General features: G+C 37.4%; 19 protein-coding genes and 2 riboswitches. Of the genes, 6 read left to right on the top strand and 13 right to left on the bottom strand.

Translation table 11 applies throughout. The features are described 5' to 3' along the window. Positions 1-23: 23 nt before the first annotated feature. The 6 genes from metH to ABE34_RS12475 all read right to left on the bottom strand — a co-directional run bounded on the left by metH (position 24) and on the right by ABE34_RS12475 (position 11,707). Entirely contained in the window at positions 24-3,455 is a 3,432-nt protein-coding gene (gene metH, locus ABE34_RS12500) for a methionine synthase (RefSeq protein ID WP_197142890.1), read from the bottom strand. Beyond that, positions 3,448-5,295 (bottom strand): bifunctional homocysteine S-methyltransferase/methylenetetrahydrofolate reductase, encoded by a 1,848-nt coding sequence (locus tag ABE34_RS12495; protein WP_197142889.1) that lies wholly within the window; start codon positions 5,293-5,295, stop codon positions 3,448-3,450. Before ABE34_RS12495 ends, metH begins: the two co-directional genes overlap by 8 nt. 96 nt (positions 5,296-5,391) lie before the next feature. Beyond that, positions 5,392-5,491, bottom strand: a riboswitch (SAM riboswitch). 125 nt (positions 5,492-5,616) lie between these two features. Further along, a complete protein-coding gene (locus ABE34_RS12490; protein ID WP_197142888.1) occupies positions 5,617-7,005 on the bottom strand; it encodes a protoporphyrinogen oxidase in 1,389 nt (462 codons plus the stop codon). A gap of 262 nt (positions 7,006-7,267) precedes the next feature. Further along, a complete protein-coding gene (locus tag ABE34_RS12485) occupies positions 7,268-8,557 on the bottom strand; it encodes a globin-coupled sensor protein (RefSeq protein WP_346655556.1) in 1,290 nt (429 codons plus the stop codon). 587 nt (positions 8,558-9,144) lie between these two features. After that, positions 9,145-10,431 carry a tetratricopeptide repeat protein gene (locus ABE34_RS12480; RefSeq protein WP_197142886.1) on the bottom strand — a complete coding sequence of 429 codons (1,287 nt, stop codon included), beginning with the start codon at positions 10,429-10,431 and terminating at the stop codon, positions 9,145-9,147. 262 nt (positions 10,432-10,693) lie between these two features. Continuing rightward, positions 10,694-11,707, bottom strand: coding sequence for a YdcF family protein (locus tag ABE34_RS12475; protein WP_197142885.1), 1,014 nt, complete (start codon positions 11,705-11,707; stop codon positions 10,694-10,696). 283 nt (positions 11,708-11,990) lie between these two features. Here ABE34_RS12475 and ABE34_RS12470 point away from each other — a divergent pair, with 283 nt between their 5' ends. Continuing rightward, positions 11,991-12,449 carry a hypothetical protein gene (locus ABE34_RS12470; RefSeq protein WP_197142884.1) on the top strand — a complete coding sequence of 153 codons (459 nt, stop codon included), beginning with the start codon at positions 11,991-11,993 and terminating at the stop codon, positions 12,447-12,449. Next, the gene (locus tag ABE34_RS12465; protein WP_197142883.1) at positions 12,437-12,724 is read left to right on the top strand and encodes a DUF2653 family protein; all 288 of its coding nucleotides are present in this window, start codon (positions 12,437-12,439) and stop codon (positions 12,722-12,724) included. The genes ABE34_RS12470 and ABE34_RS12465 overlap by 13 nt, the downstream gene beginning before the upstream one ends. Before the next feature lie 53 nt (positions 12,725-12,777). Here ABE34_RS12465 and ABE34_RS12460 read toward each other — a convergent pair whose 3' ends face one another. The 4 genes from ABE34_RS12460 to ABE34_RS12445 all read right to left on the bottom strand — a co-directional run bounded on the left by ABE34_RS12460 (position 12,778) and on the right by ABE34_RS12445 (position 16,531). Next, positions 12,778-13,203, bottom strand: a complete 426-nt coding sequence (locus tag ABE34_RS12460; RefSeq protein ID WP_241756706.1) for an ion channel — start codon at positions 13,201-13,203, stop codon at positions 12,778-12,780. 102 nt (positions 13,204-13,305) lie between these two features. After that, complete coding sequence (locus ABE34_RS12455) at positions 13,306-14,928, bottom strand: S-layer homology domain-containing protein (protein ID WP_197142882.1); 1,623 nt, start codon at positions 14,926-14,928, stop codon at positions 13,306-13,308. A gap of 192 nt (positions 14,929-15,120) precedes the next feature. Continuing rightward, entirely contained in the window at positions 15,121-16,287 is a 1,167-nt protein-coding gene (locus ABE34_RS12450) for an endonuclease Q family protein (protein WP_197142905.1), read from the bottom strand. A 73-nt stretch (positions 16,288-16,360) separates the two neighbouring features. Beyond that, the gene (locus ABE34_RS12445) at positions 16,361-16,531 is read right to left on the bottom strand and encodes a hypothetical protein (RefSeq protein ID WP_197142881.1); all 171 of its coding nucleotides are present in this window, start codon (positions 16,529-16,531) and stop codon (positions 16,361-16,363) included. A 147-nt stretch (positions 16,532-16,678) separates the two neighbouring features. Here ABE34_RS12445 and ABE34_RS12440 point away from each other — a divergent pair, with 147 nt between their 5' ends. From ABE34_RS12440 to ABE34_RS12430, 3 genes are all read left to right on the top strand, one after another. Next, a complete protein-coding gene (locus tag ABE34_RS12440; RefSeq protein WP_197142880.1) occupies positions 16,679-17,257 on the top strand; it encodes a TetR family transcriptional regulator in 579 nt (192 codons plus the stop codon). A gap of 70 nt (positions 17,258-17,327) precedes the next feature. Further along, positions 17,328-17,681 (top strand): DMT family transporter, encoded by a 354-nt coding sequence (locus ABE34_RS12435; protein ID WP_197142904.1) that lies wholly within the window; start codon positions 17,328-17,330, stop codon positions 17,679-17,681. Beyond that, on the top strand, positions 17,681-17,995 hold the full coding sequence (locus ABE34_RS12430; RefSeq protein WP_079563631.1) for a DMT family transporter: 315 nt from the start codon (positions 17,681-17,683) through the stop codon (positions 17,993-17,995). Before ABE34_RS12435 ends, ABE34_RS12430 begins: the two co-directional genes overlap by 1 nt. 342 nt (positions 17,996-18,337) lie before the next feature. Here the strand turns inward: ABE34_RS12430 and ABE34_RS12425 are convergent, their stop codons facing one another. Further along, entirely contained in the window at positions 18,338-19,135 is a 798-nt protein-coding gene (locus ABE34_RS12425) for a heme ABC transporter ATP-binding protein (protein WP_197142879.1), read from the bottom strand. 6 nt (positions 19,136-19,141) lie between these two features. Next, positions 19,142-20,188, bottom strand: coding sequence for a FecCD family ABC transporter permease (locus ABE34_RS12420; protein WP_197142878.1), 1,047 nt, complete (start codon positions 20,186-20,188; stop codon positions 19,142-19,144). A gap of 260 nt (positions 20,189-20,448) precedes the next feature. Beyond that, positions 20,449-20,640, bottom strand: a riboswitch (cobalamin riboswitch). Between the two features lie 166 nt (positions 20,641-20,806). Between ABE34_RS12420 and ABE34_RS12415 the strand changes: the two genes are divergently transcribed. Beyond that, the gene (locus tag ABE34_RS12415; protein WP_197142877.1) at positions 20,807-21,403 is read left to right on the top strand and encodes a biotin transporter BioY; all 597 of its coding nucleotides are present in this window, start codon (positions 20,807-20,809) and stop codon (positions 21,401-21,403) included. 204 nt (positions 21,404-21,607) lie between these two features. Here ABE34_RS12415 and ABE34_RS12410 read toward each other — a convergent pair whose 3' ends face one another. Then, positions 21,608-22,150 carry an NAD(P)H-dependent oxidoreductase gene (locus ABE34_RS12410; RefSeq protein WP_197142876.1) on the bottom strand — a complete coding sequence of 181 codons (543 nt, stop codon included), beginning with the start codon at positions 22,148-22,150 and terminating at the stop codon, positions 21,608-21,610. Between the last annotated feature and the right edge of the window lie 7 nt (positions 22,151-22,157).

The raw sequence follows: 22,157 nt of genomic DNA, 5'->3' as shown, positions 1-22,157 counted from the left end.
AAGTTATACCACTTTTCCTAGTACTACACATTAAAATACCGAGCATCTGGATGTGCAAAGACTATTGCTGAAACAGAAGCTTCAGGCTCCATCATGAAGCCTTCCGTTAAATGCACACCAATGTCTTCTGGTTTTAATAAGCCAAACAATTTCTCTTGATCCTCTAAGTTCGGACATGCAGGATAGCCAAATGAAAAACGCTGTCCTTGATATTTTGCGGCGAAACGATCACGCATTGTAAAATCTGTCTCATCTGGGAAGCCCCATTGATCACGAATTTCTTGGTGCATACGCTCCGCAAAGCCTTCCGCAAGCTCAAGTGCTGTAGATTGTAATGCATGACTTTCAAGGAATTTCCCTTCCTCTTTTAGCTGACGAGCTTTCGTCATAACTCCTTGTCCAGCTGTTACTACCATTAAGGAAATATAGTCCATTTCACCGCTTTCAACTGTTTTCAGGAAATCTGCAAGACATAAAAACGGTTCAACTTGCTGACGTGGGAAGGTAAATCGTTCAATTTCTGTTTTGCTATCTGCTGGATTATAAACAACTACATCATCCCCATCGGCTTGTGCAGGGAAAAACTGATACACACCCGAAGGCTTCAATAAATCCCTTTGTAAATAATCGTCGACTAAATCTTTTAACTCAGTTGCCCTTGCATCGCCGGCATCAAGCAACTGCTGTACTTGACCTTTTAAGCCTAGGTGATGTCCAAGTAATGTCCGCATATTAACATATGGATATAAATGCGAAACAGCATAATCTCTTTTTACATGGCGTCGCAAATCAGCCGGAAGAAAGACAGAAGCTCCCTTTACCGTGCGTACAGGCTTAACAGTTACTTCTTTAGCCGGGCGGGCCGCTCTTTTTTCGTCTGCCTCTAGGCGTTTTTTGCGAGATTCCTCAATTTCAACTAAGAAATCAGCACGAGTATCTGTCCCCATTAACCGATTTACTTGCTCTAATCCTTGCATCGCGTCCTTTGAATAAATGACAGGACCATCATATTCGCCAGCGATTTTTGTTTCAGTAAAGCGACGAGATAATGCTGCTCCCCCTACTAAAATAGGAACATCAATACCTGCTTCCTTAAAATCTTGAGCTGTAATAACCATTTGCTGTGCTGATTTTACAAGTAAGCCTGAAAGCCCGATGAAATCCGGCTTCTCCTTACGAATCGTTTCTATTAACTGGGCAGGTGTTACTTTAATGCCAAGATCAATTACCTTATAGCCATTATTACTTAAAATAATATCGACAAGGTTTTTCCCAATATCATGTACATCGCCTTTTACAGTAGCAAGTACCATTTTTCCCTTGCCAGCACTCTCTTCATTTTTCTCCATGAATTGCTCTAAATGTGCCACTGCTGCCTTCATAACTCCTGCTGATTGTAATACCTCTGCTACGATGAGCTGATTATCGTTAAATAAACGACCAACCTCTGCCATTCCGTCCATTAATGGTCCATTAATAATATCAAGCGGTGTTTCAAAAATTTCACGAGCAGCCTCTAGATCCTCAATAAGCCCTTCCTTTGTACCTTCTAAAATATAGTAAGCTAAGCGACCTTCTACTGTTTTCGGAATATCTTCCTCTGTTTTTTCCTTCTTTTTATCACGATAGAAATCCGTAAAAACAGCTAATGTTTCATCATTTGTATGGAAGAGTAAATCATTGGCTAGCTTAATTTCCTCCTCTGGAATGGATGCATAACGTTCTAGCTTCTCCGTATTCACAATTGCATAATCTAATCCAGCCTGAGTACAGTGATATAAATATACGGCATTTAATACTTCACGACCTACTGGTGGTAATCCGAACGAAATATTACTTACACCAAGTACCGTTAATGTACGTGGCATTTTTTCTTTAATCAGGCGAATTCCTTCTACCGTTTCAAGTGCTGACCCAATATACTGCTCATCTCCCGTTCCTACTGGGAACATTAATGGGTCAAAGATAATATCTTCAGGAGCAATACCCCACTTTTCTGTTAACAATTTATAAGAACGTTCAGCAATCTCAAGCTTGCGCTGTCGATCAACCGCCATACCTTTTTCATCAATTGTCCCCACTACTAAAGAGGCACCATATTTTTTCACTAGCGGTAAAACTGCGTCAAAGCGCTCCTCGCCATCCTCTAGGTTTATAGAGTTAATAATGGCTTTCCCTTGAGAAAACTTAAGTGCTTCCTCAATTACTTTTTCATCTGTCGAGTCAATTACAAGCGGTACTTTTACTTTTTTTACAACCTCCTGCATAAAGCCACGCATATCTTCTAGTTCATCGCGGTCAGGGTTTGCTAAACAAATATCGATAACATGTGCTCCATTTTTCACCTGGGCACGCGCGATTTCTGCAGCTTCCTCAAACTTGCCATCAATAATTAAATTTTTAAACTTACGAGAACCGATTACATTTGTCCGTTCTCCAATAAATAACGGACGCATAGAATCGTCATACACCAATGGCTCAATACCAGAAACTACATGACCATGTGTGACATCTGGTAATTGACGAGGTCTTTGGTCCTTTAGCACTTCTCGAATAGCAGCAATATGTGCTGGAGTTGTACCACAGCAGCCTCCGACAATATTTAGCCACCCCTTTTCTGCAAAGCCTTTAAGCTTTTGTGACAGCGATTCAGGTGACTCGTGGTAGCAGCCTTCCTCATCAGGTAAGCCTGCATTCGGGTAACAGCTAATATAGCCTGTTGAAAGCTCTGCTAGTGAACGGATATGATCCGTCATAAACTCTGGTCCAGTTGCACAGTTTAAGCCAACTGATAATGGCTTAATATGCTCGATGGAAATGTAAAAAGCATCAATTGTTTGGCCGGCCAATGTTGTTCCCATCGGTTCAATTGTTCCCGATATCATCACAGGTAGCTCTTTTTCAGTTTCCTTAAAAGCACGAGATACCCCCAATGTTCCTGCCTTAACATTCAACATATCCTGACTAGTTTCTAGCAACAGAACGTCGGCTCCAGCTTCGATTAATGCCTTGGCCTGAACATAGAAGTTTTCCTCTAACTCATCAAATGTAATACCACCTGTAACTGACAAGGTTTTTGTAGTTGGTCCCATAGCCCCCGCTACAAAACGTGGCCAGTCGGATGTAGAAAACTCATCTACTACTTTGCGTGCAATTTCCACAGCACGTGTATTGATTTCTTCTGCCTTCGCACCAAGATCATATTCATTTAATACAAGTGGTGTACTTCCAAATGTATTTGTACAAATAATATCTGCTCCAGCTTCTAAATATTTTCTATGAACTTTTTCAAGCACATCTGGTCTAGTTAGCACGAGATTTTCATTACAGCCATCATATTCCTCGCCACCAAAATCCTCTGCTGATAAATTTTCATTTTGTAGCATTGTACCCATTGCGCCATCAAGAATTAAAATTCGTTTCTCTAGTTGTTCTTCGATCAAGTGCTTAGCCATTTATACTTACCCCTTTTTTCTGTTCATCCAATTGCTCAATAAATTTCATCAATTCTAGTGTCATGTCATAGCGTAAAAATGGTGTGATGAGGTAAATACCATTGAAGTATTCCGCTGCTACTTCTACTAATTCCTTGGCAATTGCAATCCCTTCTAGTGTTGCGCGTTCTTTATCATCGTCACATGCCTTCATACGGGCTAACACATCCTCGGATAGTTTGATACCTGGCACTTCATGATGTAAAAATTCCGCACTTTTATAGCTCGTTACTGGCATAATGCCTATATAGATTGGTGTTTCTAAATGCTTTGTCGCCTCGTAAATTTCCACGATTTTTTCCTTTGTATAAACAGGCTGTGAAATAAAATAATCTGCCCCATGTTCAATTTTCTTTTCTAGTCGAGAGACAGCGCGATCTAGTACACGTACATTAGGATTAAATGCAGCCGCTACAGAGAAATTTGCCTTTTTCCGAAGTGGTTTCCCTGAGAACGATACACCTTCATTTAATTGTTTTATTAATTGGATTAGCTCCATAGAAGATACATCATAAACGCTAGTTGCTCCTGGGAAATCGCCTACCTTTGTCGGATCTCCAGTCACTGCTAAAATATCGTGAATACCTAGTGCATTTAATCCCATTAAATGTGATTGAAGTCCAATTAAATTACGATCTCGGCATGTTATATGAGTTAACGGTCGTACCCCGTGTGTTTCTTTCAGTAAGGCACCCATTGCGACATTACTAATCCTTGGAGAAGCGAGTGAATTATCTGCCATCATGACTACATCTGCGCCCGCCTCATATATTTTTTTTGCACCTGCAATAAAGCCTTCAATTTCTAAATGTCTTGGTGTATCTAACTCCACTATAACTGAGCGTTCACGTTTTACTTTTACATGTAATGGTTCATAATTTGCTGGCTCAGCCTCACGGACAATCTCTACTTTTTCTGGCTTTGCAACCTTTTCTTCGACTGGGGATAACTCCTCTAAGTACTTTTTCGCTGCAGCAATATGCTTTGGTGTCGTACCACAGCAACCACCAATTAAACGTACCCCCTGGTCACGAAGCTCTACAGCTGCTCGACCAAAATAATCTGCCTCCGACTCATAAACGACACGGCCATCCTCTACATCAAGAAGAGAAGCATTCGGATACGCTGACATAAATGCTTTCTTAGGAAGCTCTACACCTTCAAATGCTTGTATTGTATGGTGAGGGCCTAAGCGACAGTTAACACCTACGAGATCAGCACCTAACGCTTCAAGTTCATGTAAAGCGTTATTTAAGCTCATTCCATTTTGTAAAACTCCTGGTTCGTGCATAGAAACTTGAGCAATAATCGGTAATTTCGTTTTAGCTCGTAGCATTGCTAAAGTCGCTGTTAACTCTTCAAAATCATAATAGGTCTCAAGTAAAAGGCCATCTGGACTTCCTGCAAGTAAAACTGTTGCCTGCTCTTCAACAGTTGCTAAAATTTCCTCCAACGTTGCATCGCTTTTTCGAATACCACGGATTCCCCCAATAGTACCTAAGACAAATTGTCCACCATCTGCCGCTGCTCGTCTTGCAATCGTTATAGCAGCTTCATTAAACTGCTGCACACGAGATTCTAAACCATAGCGGGCTAATTTTATGGCATTAGCTCCGTAAGTATTCGTCTGAATAATATCGGCACCAGCTGCTATATATTCTCTATGAATCTTTTCAATTAATTCCGGTCTTTGTACATTCATTTCCTCATGGCAGTACTCCAAGCCATAGCCGTATAAAACTGTACCTATTGCACCATCTGCTGTAAGAACATGCGTTTTTAACCTTTCAAGCAATCCCATAAAACTAGCCTCTCTTCCTTTATTTATAAAAATTAAAATGCAAAAAGCCTTCTTTTACAAAAAAAGAAGGCTTTAACGTTTCGTCATTGTTTTTCCTTCTCATCTTCGACACTATGGTCCTCTGGATTTAGCACCTGACAATTAGTTGGTTGCTGAAGCTTCATAGGGCCAGTCCCTCAGCTTCTCTTGATAAGAATGTTGTATGAATTTTTTAAATAATTAAAAGAATCATATCGTTTACGAACGATTGAGTCAAGACTATTTCACAGAACAGAGGTAAAACTTCACGAAAAATACCAAATTTTGATTTAAATCAAACAATTACGATAATTTTTCAGCAAGCTCCTCACCAATTTTTTTACCATTTTGAATACACGCACCTATGCCTACTCCGAAATAAGAGCAACCAGCTATTGATAAATACGGATAGTTTTTTTCAAGCTCTTGTACGAGGCCTTGCAACGCTTCACGATGTGCCAAATCATACTTTGGCATTTGGTCGGTCCATTTTGTCACGTCCACAATTGTTGGTGTTTCCTCAATACCCAAGCTTTTTCTTACATCCTCTAGAGCAACCGCTGCTAACTCTTCATCTGACATCAAACGCAATCTCTCATACTCAGGGTTAATGCTCTTATAAAAAAGTCGAACTAGTAATTTACCTTCTGCTGACGTGTGTTTCCACTTGCGACTTGTCCACGTTGCTGCATTACAAATAACATCCGAATTATGTGACACAATATAGCCTGTTCCATCCGCGGGTAATCTATTATCGGGTACATCAAACCCTAGGTAAATCGTAATGGCGGATGCAGTATTGAATTGTTCAAAATAGCCGTTCAAAGATTCATCCTGCAATAAGCTTTGTACCGCTTCATTTGGCAGTGCCATGACAACATGATTTGCTTCAATTATTTTACCGTTTGCTAATGTAACGGAGTACTGATTCTCCTGCTTTTTAACACTTGTAGTGGCAATCCCCTTTATAATTTCTACATCCGTTAATGTTTCTTCAAGTCGATCAATTAGTGATGATAAACCATTTTTAAATGAAATAAATTTTTTATTAGCGGCTTTCAAAAATTGATCCCTGTTTGCATCAAAGCCTTTAATAATACTACCGTAATCGTTTTTGTAATCGATTAAATACGGTAAAGTGGAAGCAATTGAAAGTTGATTTAAATCTCCCGAGTATACACCTGCAAGTACGGGCGCTATTTGGTTTTGAACAAGCTCCTCACCTAAATAGTACGTTAAAAATTCCCCAATCGAACTTTCCTTTGTAAACCCTTCATTTGGCATGGTTAAATCCTTTAATGCTTCTTTTTTGCCTTTCTCTGATACAAGCGTGCTTTCCTCAAGAGATTGTAAGCTCATAGGAATACCAAACGTTGAATCTGCTGGTATAGCATGTAGCTCATTATTTGTGTAAATATACGATACACCCGTTTCGTTATACACAAGATTTTGTTCAAAATTAAGTTCTTCTACTAACTCCATAACACCTTTATGACGCGCTACTATAGAATCTGCTCCTGTTTCCATGATAAAGCCTTGTTCATATGCAGAGTGAAGCTTGCCACCAAGGTATGTATTTTTTTCAACGAGTACAAGCTTTACATGTAAGTTTTTCTCCTGAACTTGGCGTTGTAAATAATGCATCGTACATAAACCAGTAATTCCGCCACCTAATACAACAACTGTTTTCATATTAACCGCCCCTATTTTTAGTTCTTTTTTTCAGTATAAACTTTTTTTATCGAAAATTACGTTAAACCCTTTACAAATTTAGCAAAAATGGAGCTATCCAGCGCATGGGATAGCTCCATTATTTCTATGTTCAATTAGTATATATTGAATTTACACTGGTATCTTTTATCTACCTAGCAGATCGTATATATTAACAATTGATATAGTGTTATTTATACACTACAGTGTGAAGCACCTTTATTGTCTCTCGCTTTTCACTTCATTAATTTAAATTTTGTGCAAAGCTAGCTAGTTCTTCAGCGGAATTTTTCACTTCATTAAAAGCAATACCTAATTGACTTAGTACTTCTACTATTGCTTGTACTTCTTTTTCCATCTGTCCATTTTGTTCTTTGGCTTCGGTCATAGCGTCCAATATGTTAGTAAATTGACCTTCCGTTTGAACCATATTTTCCTCACCAGAAGTTACCTCATCTTGAATATTACTAAGCGAGTGAACAAGTCTATCGGTCCGCTCATTCGTTTTATGTAGTAAAGTCGCAACCGATGTGACAGATTCCTTTGTTTGAATCGATAGTTTTCTCACTTCATCTGCAACAACACTAAAGCCTTTACCCGCTTCTCCAGCGCGAGCCGCTTCTATAGCCGCATTTAAAGCCAACAAGTTCGTTTGATTAGCAATATTTGTGACAACATTCATAATCGATTCCATTTCCCTTGACATATCTGCCAACTGTGTAACATTTTCCGCTATACCGTCAAGCGAGTAAATAATATTACTCATATTTTGCGATTGATTCTTTAATCGTTCACGCCCCTCTAATGCCTGACTCTCAGCCATAGTCGACACTTGAAGTGATTTTTTTGCCAGTTGTTTAATTTCATCCGATTGTTCACTTAAGCGATGAAACGAGTTGTTTGTTTCCAATGATATTGTGGCAAGACCTTCCGAAGACGCTACGATCTTTTTCTCTATTACTTCTTTTCTACATTCTATTTTTTCATGAAGTTGCTCAATGGTATGCTCAAAAGCCTCTAAAACTAACTGTTGCTCAAAATTAGATATTTTTGAGATAGCCCTAATTGTATTAAGTTGATCCATTGGATGAAGAACATGTTCTTCAACTAAATCAATAAATGATGCCGTTAAATCTTGAAAAGCACAAATATACCATTGTGTTTTAAGCCCGATATGTACATGTACTTTAGCAATTTTAACTCGTCTTTGATAAAAATCATCATCAATCGTACCATTAAACATCTCTATAATATGACGTCTTAAAGTAATTTTCAGCTTCTCTACAGAACTATGTTTATTAATAATATCTACTAGAGTACGTTCAGTTACAATCATTTCATAAAATCGATTAACAATGTTATCAATATTGCCTTCTACAAAAGGTTGAAAGGCTTTTAAATATTGTAAATCCCGCTTCGTCAATTTAAGCAAATCAATTTGCTTTTTTATTGAATGGCGATTCGCTATATCCATTTTTACAATATATTGTTCTAAATCTAACGCCGTTGTCTTTCTCTGTTTTTGAAAAATCACACATTTACCCTCTTTCATGCCGTGTACTTTTAAAAGCTGAGAAAAATTTTTCACCATAACGTAGAGTTGATTTCCATTCGGGCTAGGCGCCTTCCTGTGGAATTGTCATCCCTAACTTTTAGTGAGAACACCCTCAGGATATTTATGTATATTACTTTTAACTCTGTCTTTTGTTACGGGCTACAATCAACTAAAAATGGTAACTTTATAATTAGCTATCGCTACTAACTACCTTTCAAAATCCCTCATATACCTTATACATTTTATAAATTGCTGTCAATTTTCGTAATTGCATTTTTTACCATTAATTGAACAAAAAGTACCTGTTGTCTTACGTATTATCTAAATATGAAAAAAAGCTACCACAATACTTTTGGGTAGCCAATTGACATCATCTCTGTTTTTTTTATGCTTATTTTTCCTTTGTTTTAGTTCGAGGTAATTCCACTTTATTATATTGATATTTTAACGACCAATTACAACTGATGACATATACCTATCTAGTACAATACAATTAAAACTTTATACTCATGTCACAAAGGGCGATAATTGATTCTAAAAACCTATTACTTTTTAATAAAAAATACTTATTTTCCTTTCAATTCTTGCAGTAAAATTGCTGCCTCCGCACTTCCTGCATCTGCTGCAAGCCCATACCATTTTATAGCCTCTTTAATATTTTTGGCTATTCCTTCTCCTTTATTGTATATGTGCCCTAGTTGTAATTTTGCTTCCGTATCACCTTGAAGGGCGGCCTGTTTAAACCAATGAATACCTTTTTCAATATTCCGTATACCTGTTAACCCTTTGCTCCAAATAAAGCCCAAATCATAAAAGGCATCGACATGATATTGCTTCGCTGCTCTTTCATACCAATATAATCCACGGTTCACATCTTTCGGTTGCCCTAACCGACCCTCTAGATAGATCCCTCCAAGCCTATATTGTGCCTCAACATAGCCTGCTTCAGCAGATTTTTTATAATAGCTACAAGCTTGCTCCTCGTCTTTGTCGACTCCTAATCCCTGCTCGTATATAATTCCGAGTGTAAACATGGCCTCTGCCACACCTTGTTGTGCGGCAAATTCGAACCACTTCTTCGCAAGTACCAAATCTTCTGGCACTCCCTCACCGTTAAAATACATATCCGCTAAATTATTCGCGGCATCTGGATGCCCTTGCTTTGCTGCAGCCTCGTACAGCGAAAAAGCCATGCTATAGTTTTCTTCTACACCTATACCTTCAAAGTGAAAATTACCTAGTGCATATTGTGCATCAGCATTATCTTGTGATGCTGCTAACTCGAACCACTTCACGGACTTTTCTGGTTGGAAATATGTCCCGTCGATTGCACTATAATATTCACCAAGTTGAAACCGTGCATCTGCGTCCTGTTCCTCGATGGCATCTTTGTATAAGTCAATGATTACTTCATGATCAAGATCTTCTTCGTCAAATGCTTCAACTTGCTCATTTTGATGAATAAAATACCATTCCAATATATCAAGTACATCATCAACAACTTCAACGCAATTAGCTAACTTCTCCAATGAAGAAATTTGCCAAATGAAAATATAGATAGGGAGTGGAATTGCTTCACGCAGTAAATCATCATATTCAGCTAAAAGCGTTAGCACATTCTCCTGTACTGACTGTGTCTGTTCTGGATGAATAATTTGTAAATGCCGTTGTTGTTTTTTTTTCAATAGTCCCTGCACAACTTGATATACAATTTTGTGCAAGGCTGCTAACTGTACTTCTTTGACTGCTATCAAATCAATGTTTTGCGCAAAACACGTATCTTGTGTTTGCGCGAGCTTTTGTAGGGACCCTATTCGCTCTTTATTTTTTTTTGCTAAAAATTGCCCATACATTCGTTTCCCCCCTCGCACACTACTATCAATTTCGCCTTGGCATAATTGTTGCTGTCGCTACGTTGCACTGCGCTGTCGCACAGATTAAACGCTACAGGACGTGGCACTCTTAGACTGAGTCCCTCTATTTCAGTAAGTATTTGACACGCTCTAAAAAAGGAACCCACTCCGCATTCATTTCACCACCTTGAAGTGGCGTCTTCTACTGAATGGAAATAAAATGCACCTTGCCACTATTATATGGAAGACAGCTCTATATTGGTTACACATATGCTCTCAATATTAAGCCAATAAACAATGTAATAAACAAAAAGACAGTGACATGAATCCATTTATACATTTCTAATAAACCAATAAATTCACGAGTAAATGCATTAGGTACATAATAAAAGGCTGTCTTTGAACCAACACCTTGTGCATTAAGCTTCGCCTTTTTAGCATAAATACTTGCACGGAAAACATGAAAATTATTCGTTACGAATAAGGATCGATATTTTTTCCCCTGAGCATGTTTATCCATAATTTCTTTAGAGAATGCCATATTCTGCTCAGTATTTGTCGATTGATCTTCCATAAATACTTTTTGAGACGGTAGTTGATGTTCGTTAACTATATATTTTTTCATGGCATATGCTTCTGATACTTTTTCATCACTTCCCTGTCCACCTGAGACGATAATGTAAGGTCGTTTACCATATTTTCGAAACTGATTTACTGCCTCGTCTAAACGGCTAGCTAAAAGCGGTGGTACTTTATCTCCGATTAGTCCTGACCCTAACACAATAATATAGTTAGGCTCATAAAAGATAGGCGTAAAATGATATAGAGTAGCGTAGGCCATTATACTTGTATATAAAAACATTGTATAACTGAAAACCAAGAACCCATAGAAGAAAAGAATATGCCAAAGATTATTTTCGATATTCATAAAAATCACAAATACATACCAAATCATCATAATAAAAAAACTCAAACCAAAAACAGCTAACAATAGATTTCGTACTTTACGTCCTTCTTTTTCAAGTAAAACTTTACTATTAAAAAACGTGGCTATCGATAAAATAAACATAATACTCGGGAAACTTCCAAGTATTACGACTATCCCCATCTTCGACACAATCCCCTGCTCATTAGGGAGAAATAAAGGATGACTAAGTATATTGCCTAAAATAAACAACCCTACAAAACCAAGAACTACTGCATTGAAAAAACGTCTTCTTTCCGTTATATAAAAAATTAAAAAAATTGAAATTAATAGTAATAATGTTGAAATCATCGTTTCACTCCTTTCTTTCCATATACCCTTTTTTAAGGCTTGTCCTCTTAAATCGAGGCTGATTTCCGTTCCTACTAGGGGCGGACGTCCAACCTCCACTACAATTAACGATATAAGTAATGCATGTCCAACATTTTGATTAACATTGTCACTACTTGTTCAAATTTACGCATATAAATAAATTGATGAAAGCGTTTATTTTATTTTTAGAGATGGTTCATGTAAAATTACTATTAGATTAGTTTATGACAAAACTAAAAATTATATTGGAGGAATGTAAGTAATGAAAAAAATTCTTGCCGCTCTTTTTGCAGCGACACTTATGTTTGCAACTGTAGGTGCAACATTGTTCATCTCAGATACACCAACTGCAGAAGCTAAATCCTATAAGTCAGGTAAAAAAGGCTTCTCAAACAATAATAATAATAGCTCAAATATCCAAAAATCTCAGGATAAATCTAAAGATCAAAATAATGCAACAACAAATAAAAGCACAAACAAAACGGATTCAACAGCTAAGAAAGGCGGCTTCTTCTCAGGCGGTCTTATGAAAGGCTTAATGCTTGGTGGCTTAGCTGGCTTATTATTCGGAAGTCTTTTCAGTGGTATGGGTATGCTTGGAAATATTTTAGGCTTATTAATTAACGTTGCAGCCATCATGGTTATCATAATGCTAGTTGTAAAAATTGTTAATATGTTTAAAGATAAAAAGCGTAAAGAGGAAGCACAATGGCACAAATAATTAATGAGCAAGATATTATTAATGCAATTTGCTTATCTCAGGCTTACTATAAAAACATTCGCCCTGAGGATGTACTTGTAGAACTAACATACGATGATGACGCAGGCTTCGGTGCAGAAGTTGAAACGAATGGTCAAGTCGAGATGTTCAATACATCAGCAATGATTGGCGCACTACGTGTATGGATTAAAGACGTCTTACATGGTGATCCATTTTCAACGGGAATCGAACTAGTCTTAGACGATGAAGAAGGCATCATTGCTAGACTATCGTAAATAAGTAAAGAATAGCAGTTCAATAAATCTATAAGATTTATTGAACTGCTTTGTTATTTTTTCAGACGTTTTATTGCTTGTTCTTTCTTTTCTTCCTCAATTGTAAAATCGACTATTGATCTGCCGAGCATTAATAGCGTAATAAACATGACGCCTGTTCCAACGATTAAATACATCATCGTAAACATCTTTGAAAAATTACTAGTAGGATACAATCTCGTCTCAACACCGGTTGGAATTAAACTCACTACTGCAAAATACATGGCATCAATCCAATACCATCCTTCCGTTCCTTTATAAAACATTGTCCCTGAAAGAATGATAAAAAATAATGTTGTAAACAAAGATAGAAACTGTGGACGCTTGAATGACTTCCACATGCCTACTAACAATCTTTTCGCAGATAAAATAAATGACAGCATCGCATTCTCCTTTTGATTAATTTTCACTTCAGCATTATGGCAATTGTAATTTGGCATAATCTGTGCCTAAACTGTACTAGATATCCATCGAAATAAAAATAACATATGCAAACGTCTAAAGGTAGAGGTTTCTATTCACAACCTCTACCTTTAATGATTTCATTTCTTTAATAGACTATTAAAATTTATAAATATTTTCGCTGCATGGCCTCGTTTTGTAGGAGCCTCGGGTGAAAATCCCCCTTCACTACCTATAATAATACCTTGTTCATACAACATAGTGATTGCATGTTTTGTTTCTTCATCGTAAGAGGCAATATCAGAGAATGGAGCTTTCCCTTTCGCCACATAAGATTGCTTTTTCTCATATTCATAAGCACGATTAATCATTAATGCTAATTGAGCGCGAGTAATTGGCAGCCCTGAGTTAAACGTACCATCCATCCCCTTAACTAGCCCATATGCATAAGCTGCTGCAATATCTGACTGAGTTCCGACATCATAGCTTGCAATGTCTGTAAATGGTGCCTGTTCCTTCGTCGTTAAACCGAGACTTCTAACAAGCATCGAAGCAGCCTGTGCACGAGTAACAAATTGCTCAGGCTTAAACGTACCATCTGGATAACCGTTCATAATACCCGCTTCAGCTGCCTTCAATATAAACTCCTTTGCCCAATGCTTTTCTATATCAGTAAAGCTTAAAGTTCTTCCAGTAGTAAAAGTAACTGTTGGACTTTGTACACTTTCATTACCAGCCGCATCAACCGCTTTAACAGCTACTGTATATGCTGTATTCGCTATTAAATTATCCAAAGTTATAGCGTTTCTTTTAGCATCTTGTGTAAATGTAAGCTCACCATTTACATATACGTTGTAACTAGTGACACCTACATTATCCGTCGCTTCAAGCCAGTTTATTTTAACAGTTGTACTATCTTTCATATTTGCTTCAATCGTTTTTGATACATCCCATAACGTACTTGCTTTAATCGCTGGTATAAACGCCTCGTTCGCTACTGCTAAATAGCCTGCTTCACTTAAATGAATATTATCAGGGTTTGGTAAATAGATTGGAACATCTTTTGCTACAATATTATATGTCGGTACAAAAATGGCACCCGCTTTTTCAGCAGTTGTTTTTATCGTTGCATTCATAACTTTTAATAGCATTTTAAATTGTTGCTGTACATCCTCACTATAGTACGGAAAAGAATTATAATAGCCCATCACATAAACTTGAGCTTTCGGATTAAGCTTCTTAATTTCTTCTAAAATAGCAGCTATATTTTTTATTGCTCCCTGGGAAGCTTTTAGCATCATTGCTGCATTAATGCCTGTTGTCTGAGACTCTTCTAAAATAGGTATTAAATCATTGGCACCAGCGGTTAGTGTAATAATTTCAGCCTCTTTAATAGATGTGCGAACCTTTGCCTTCTCGCTTGGATAACCGAATCCTACCACTGACTTTTCCACATTATTTTGTATATCCTTTAATATATCACTCGTTGTATAGCCTGAATTGGCAAAACCCTTATTATAAGAAGTAATTAAACCATCTTGCTGTAAAGCTTGTGCAACAAAATCCGTGTAACTTAGCCCAATCATACCAACCTCATTCATACCATGAGCTAAGGAATCACCCAGTGCTACATAATCTGCTTGAACTACCCAACTTGGCGCTATGTAGTCTCTTTGTTCCTCAGCATTTACACCTATTGGTACTACTAATTGACATGCAAAAATGCTAGCCGCTAAAAACTGAAATTTCTTTGATAATTGCACACCCTCACTCCTCCAAATTTTACTAATTACTATTTTAATATACAGGGGATGGAAATGGGCTAAAAAAGCGTATTTTTTTAGTGTTCATCACCAAAAGTTGTGATGACGTTTGATAAAATGTACGCCATGCCTTCGTTCCGGCTGGGCGAATCCTTGGGGATCAGTGAACTGCGCCTATGTGATGAACCTTTTTTATTCCAGTTGAACCTTCCCATAAATGCCGCCACCACCAACTTCGATTGCCAATTGCCCCGTTCTTGCTAAATCAATCATCTTGGCAATTTTATGTGGCACGATTTGTTCGAGTTGTTCTAGCGTAACTCGATGTAAGATGTTCATCTCTGTACCAAACGCTTGTACTAATCGTTCCATCATTTTCGGCCCTAATCCTGGAATAAAGTCTAGTGGTACTTGGTGAATATATGGTGGTCTTGCACGTTTATCATTTACTTGCTCTGAAAGCTCCTTTATGCGTGTTGCAACCCCTTTTATAATTTGCGTACTTTCGCAGTTTGTACAAATTGTTGCAGCGTTGCTCAGTTGCTCACCACATTTTGCACAGACGGTTTGATGATATTTACCAAGCAAAGGATTTAAACCATAATTGGCTGTTACTGCTCGACCTTGTTGCTCATGAAGCGCCATCTTTAATTCTGTAAAATTTGCACTTGATAGTCTCAATTTTTGATACTCACGTGCAATTTTCCCAAGTGAATGTGCATCAGAATTGCTGACAAATGTATATGCTTGCAGTTCTCTAATGTTACTCACCATTTCAGTATTGGAGCTTAATCCAAGCTCTATCGCATCTATAAACTGAGGGTCAAAAACTTCTGTTAAACTACGATGTACACCTTTACCGAACAAACTTTTAAATGGTGTGAAGACATGGGCAGGAATAAAAAGACCGCCTAATTCATGAACCTTTTGCTGCAATGTTCGCCCATCACAATAAATTCGCTGAGAGCTTAAATGGATATTTTTCATATGATTAGACATCCAGTTTGAAAATTCTCTCATAAGCGAAAGTGTTGGAAAATAAGCAAGCACATGGATGGGTCCAAGGCAATGCTGATCGTAAATCTCAATTTCAGAACCTGGAATAAGTGTAGTTTCTTGAAAACGAAGTCCTCCCTGTTCCAGCTCCTTCAGTTCACCCTGTTCTATCATCTTTACCATTTCATCCATTACTTCTGGTGAATGACAATCAATAATCCCGATAATTTCTAGTCCCTTTTTTGCGCTTGAAATCTCTAAAATTCTCGCTAGTGTTAACGTTTTACTGCCAGTTATTTTAACAGCGCGTCCACTTGAAGTGCGTCCAATATGAATATGTAAATCTGCATAGAAATCCTGCATCATTGTAACCCCCTATACACTCTTTAAATGAAATAAAAAAACCTCACATTGCTGCAAGGCATTTTATTCGTAATTATGATGGATGATTGCTGTGAGTACTATTATTTGACTCAAAGGCACCGGAGCCCTGTGACGGCATTGTTGAAGAATCATAGGCTACTAAGGTCACCCCAATGTTCTTTTCTAGCTCATTAATTCTTTCAAGCTGTTGCTGATTTAGTTGCGCAATTTTTATCTCTTCCATTTGCATCAAATCCTTTCACGAATAAAGTTCCCTAAATAAGAAACATATATACACCCAAAAAATGACTGAATGTCAGTCATTTTTCATTGACTTTATTTCAGCTATTTTGTAACATAATAAATAAGCAGGCTAAAAGCGAGGGATTCCATGTCAAAAGAAGAGAAAATTATTCAAGCTGCAATTGAAGTTTTTCGTGAAAAAGGAATTGAAAAGACAAAGGTTTCAGATATCGTAAAAGCTGCAGGTATTGCGCAAGGGACATTTTATCTTTATTTCCCATCACGGCTTTCAGTTATGCCAGCCATTGCAAAAGTTATGGTTGAGAAAATTATTGCTGCTATAAACGATGGTATTTCAACACAGGAGCCTTTTGCAAAGCGGCTTGAAAAGTTAGTAGATATTGTTTTTTCACTAACAGAGGAATATCGAGATGTATTTGCACTTATCTATGCTGGTATTACACAAACCGAGCATATGAAAGAATGGGAAAATATATATGCTCCCTATTACGAATGGATGAATAATTTCTTATACGAAGCTCAACAAGAAGGAACGATACGTGAATCTCTAAACACTACACGTTCTTCTAAACTTATCATCGGTCTAGTAGAATCTGCTGCTGAACAAATTTACTTGTATGATGACAGTGAAGAAGACACAATTAGACTTCAAAAGCTTGAGCTCCTCGACTTTTTACATCATGCACTCGGTTTACGTCACGCCTAAGTGACGTTCTCTTTTACACTAAAAATGACTGAATGTCAGTCATAATTATGGATAGATGAAAGGATTAATTATGCAAAAAGATTGGATTTATGTTGGATTAACTAGTTTGTTTGAATTGTTTTGGATATTTGCTTTTAATGTTGCCGGTGCTTGGTGGCATTGGATTATTATCGTGTCCTTAATTGCGTTAGATTTTCATTTCTTATCGAAGGCTTGTGAAAACCTACCTACAGGCACAGTTTATGCGACTTTTGCGGGGGTCGGTGCGATTGGTACTACATTAATGGACATTTTTATTTTCGATGGTGAATTTAATACGATTAAAGGAATTTTCATGTTTATTTTAGTATTAGGTGTTATTGGTCTTAATTTAGCTGATAACCCTTCAAAAGATTATGATGAAAAGAAAGGAGCTAATGCATAATGGGCTGGTTACTTGTTTTATTAGCAGCAATTTCTGAAATTATCGGTGTTGTAGGTTTACGCTTTTATAGTCAGAACAAAACTATACGTAATTTATTAATATATGTGGGCGGCTTTGGTATGTCCTTTGTGCTTTTATATACCTCCTTTAACTATCTACAGTTAAGCATTGCCTATGTAGTGTGGATTGGTATTGGTACAGTTGGGGCTGTTCTCGTAAATATTATTTTCTTCGGTGAATCCAAAAACCTAACTCGAATTATTAGTATCATCGCCATTATCATTGGTGTAGCAGGCTTAAAAGCAGTATCTTAATTTGACTTCAATTCTTTAAATACTGTGAATAAGCCTTTTGAAATAAACTTTTTCGTTGAAACTTTATTTTATAACTATGTAAATAGTGTATCTTGAGGATTTTATCACTATTAATTAGAGTTACAGGCCAGAAGATATATACTATATGAATTGGTTGATCTTCGTTACGACTGGGCGACTCCTTGGGGATCAGCGATATAGAGGAACGAAGGCTAAAACCATCACGTCCTGTGATAACGCCTTCGTGACCAACATCCTGTTGCTGCCGCTACGTTAGCAAAAAGCGCACAGTCGGAACGGAAATCACCCCCTCGCTTTGCAAAAAAAAACATAATTACAACCTTAATTTTTTTGACATAAAGCTTCCTTCGTGAATTGCTCTGGGATATACGTTAAATATGGCTTACCTGTCAGTGGATGTGTTTGAATATCAGCATAAACCCCAAATACATCTTGTAATAATGCCGGTGTAAGTACTTCTTCTGGCGTGCCAAAACAAACAATTCGACCTTGCTGTAAAACATAAATTTGATCGCAATACATAGCCGCAATGTTTAAATCGTGGATTGCAGCAACAACTGTTAATTGTAAGGTTTGGATTAGATCCATAAGCTGCAATTGATGCTGAATATCTAGATGATTTGTTGGCTCATCTAAAATAAGCACCTGTGCTTGCTGAGCAAGGGCACGGGCAACCATCACACGCTTTTTTTCACCACCTGAAAGAGAGCTATAGCTACGTTTCTCTAAATGAGCGATACCCGTCTGCTTCAGTGCATCCTTTACGATTTGAAAATCTTGCTCTTGATCAAGCTCCAATAGTTTTTTATGGGGTGTTCTCCCCATACTCACTAAATCATGCACTGTAAAATCGAATAAGACCGGTGTTTCTTGACTCACAACTGCTAGATTTCTAGCTATGTTTTTACTCGATTGCTTTAGAATATCTTGTTCATTTAATAACACCGTTCCACTTTCTGGTTTTAATAAACGGTACATATTCTTTAATAGCGTTGACTTCCCACTACCATTAGGACCAATCAACCCTACAAATTGCCTGTCCTTTATTTCAACACTTACTTCATGTAATATGCGTTCATCAGAAATGGAGAATGATAGTTGTTTCGCTTCTAATGTCATATATTTTTAATCTCCTTCACCGAAAGAATAATTGTTACGACGTAGCAGCCAAATGAAAAATGGACCTCCGCAAAAAGCCGTGATAATTCCTATCGGCATTTCCTCAGGGGCAATTAATATTCGAGCAAGTGCATCTGCCCAAACTAAGAAGATCCCCCCTAATAATGCGCTAATCGGTATGACATATTTATGATTTGAACCTACAATTAGTCGTACAATATGTGGAATGATTAAGCCTACAAATCCAATTGAACCGCTTACAGCAACCAGCACACCCGTTAATAATGATACTAATAAAATAAGCTGTATTCGAAATTGTTGTAAGTTAACCCCTAATGTAACTGCTGCTTCTTCTCCAAGGAGTAATAAATTTAAACTGCGATAGTTGAGCCATAACAAGGCAAATACTACAATAAAAATGACTGCAGGAATTATAAGAATACTCCATTTCGCACCCGCTAGGCTTCCTAGCATCCAAAACATGACTGCCTTCATTCCCCCCTCTTGCTTCGACAGCATTAAGATAAAATTTGAAATAGCAGATAAGATAAATGACACCGCCATCCCTGAAAGTAAAAGTCGAAAGACGGACACTCTACCGCCAACATGTGATAAGAAGAAAACTAACCCCATTGCTGTGAGAGAGCCTAAAAAAGCCGATATGGAAAGAGCATAAACGCCCAGAAATGAAAAGGCACCTAAAATGATGACAGCTGTGGCACCAACCGTCGCTCCAGAAGAAATCCCTAAAATATATGGTTCTGCAATTGAATTACGAACGAGTGCCTGAATAGCTGCTCCTGCAATTGCCAAGCCTGCTCCGACGATAGCAGCAAGTAATACACGCGGAGCCCTTATTTGCCAAATGATGATTTCCTGTGAGCGACTCCAATCTTGTTCGATTGAGCTTTGTATAATAGGGATTTTAGAAAGGATAACCTTCCATACATAAAGTGGTGTAACGGATACCGATCCAACCATAATTGCAATTGTCATTGAAATTATAAGTAATAGAAGAAGGGTCATTGAAAGTAACATAAATTTTCTATTCATCTGTTTATTAACTCCTAATCATTAAACATCAAATTCACCAAGCCGTAATTGTAGCTGACGCTTTGCTAATATTAGTAGAACGAAGATAAATGAAAGAAAAAAGGGTATTCCATACAAATGCGCATGGAAATACCCTAGAATCAATTATGTCTGGCATAATCGCGTCTTTCAGCGTGTGTTTGGACACCTGCTGAAAAAAACTAAACAAAGTTAGATTTTCTTCTACTATTGTCCGTAATCGCTTTCATCCTCGTGGGCATTACAGGAATAACTAAATGGCAGGTCTCCTGGCTTCGAATCAATGTACCTATGATTGCCTTCCCATTCTAGAATAGTGGCTAAATCATCATAGAACTCCTCGTTACAGTTGCGGGACAGCGTCGGATTTGCACCGATTTCCCTTTTAAGTGACACATTGTACAAGATGTCACACCATTAGTATCGAATGATTTAAAATTATGACAATTCTATCATATATTTCAATAGTTAGTCTATACTATCATTCACTTATCAAGTTAAGAAATACCTTTATGTTAACCAATAACTATAATCAAGTTGACACAAAAACTTTATTTTTTTACACTATTATTATCAACTTTACTTTTTAGGGGTGAAATAATGACAACCATTGTGGAACATACACATCAAAAATTAAGAACAGTAGATATTGCATACATTGGACTTTTTTCAACATTAATGATGATAGGAGCTAATATTACGTCCATTGTACCTTTCATGGTTGTAGGCGGAGTACCAATCACATTGCAAACATTTTTCGCTATTTTAGCGGGACTTATTCTCGGTAGTAGAAAAGGGGCTCTCGCTTGTACTGTTTATATGTGCATCGGTTTAGCAGGCGCACCTGTATTTGCACGATTCAGCGGAGGCTTTGGGCAAATTTTAAGTCCTACATTTGGTTTCATTGTCTCTTTTATATTAGCTGCATTTGTCGCAGGGCTTATTGTAGAACACAGTGGAACGAAGAAAAGCTATGTAGTTGCTGCATTAGTTGCAACTGCTATTAATTATTTACTAGGGACAAATTGGATGTACTTTGCCTATAAGCTATGGGCTAGTGCGCCTGATGCTTTCACTTATAAAATAGCATGGCTCTGGATGATGCCTCCTTTACCAAAGGATATTATTTTAGCTATATTCGCGGGGTTTTTTGCATACCGTCTTCAAAAGGTTTTAAAAATAATCCCAATTAAATAAAGAGATAAAAAAACTGTCCAAAAGTATATAGTATACTTAATTGGACAGTTTTTGGTTCATCACCAAAAGTTGTGGATGACTTTTGTTAAAACGGTTACTATGCAAATAGTTGATTGTAGTGGAGACTGGGCGACTCCTCGGGATCAGCAATAGTGGAACGGAAATCAACCACACGTTTTTGTGCTAAATCCCAGTTTTTTATTTTTAAACGTATGTTTTCATCCAGTTTAAGAAGTTATCTATAACTACATCTAGGAATTTAATAGTACCCTCATCTGTTAAATTGCCTTCAGCATCAAATTTAGTGTGTACTGCGCCAATATAAACATCATTACCACTAAGTAATGGTGAATTTACTCCAGGTGAAAATAAAATATCTCTTAAGTGTAATTGTGCTTTAACAGTACCTAAGTTACCCATTGATGCGCCCATCATGAATGATGGCTTGCCAATCATTACTTTATCAACGCGAGATAACCAATCGATGGCGTTAACCATAACACCTGGCACTGTACCATTATATTCTGGAGTCAGCCAAAGAACTGCATCCGCCTCTTTTACTTTGGCTTTAAAATCTAATACTGTTTGCGGTGCTTCATTTTCGATATCTTGGTTATACATTGGTAGGTCACTTAAGCTTAATACTTCAAGATTCAATTTCTCCGCATAACGCTTTTGAATAAATTTCGCTAACTGCAGATTATAAGATTCTTTACGGATACTACCTACGATTGCTACTACTTTCACAATATTT

Source organism: Lysinibacillus sphaericus (genome assembly GCF_015844675.1).
Lineage (GTDB): Bacteria > Bacillota > Bacilli > Bacillales_A > Planococcaceae > Lysinibacillus > Lysinibacillus sphaericus_E.
The sequence above is the reverse complement of the archived record's forward strand: the minus strand, read 5'-3'. Positions and strand labels throughout refer to the sequence as shown.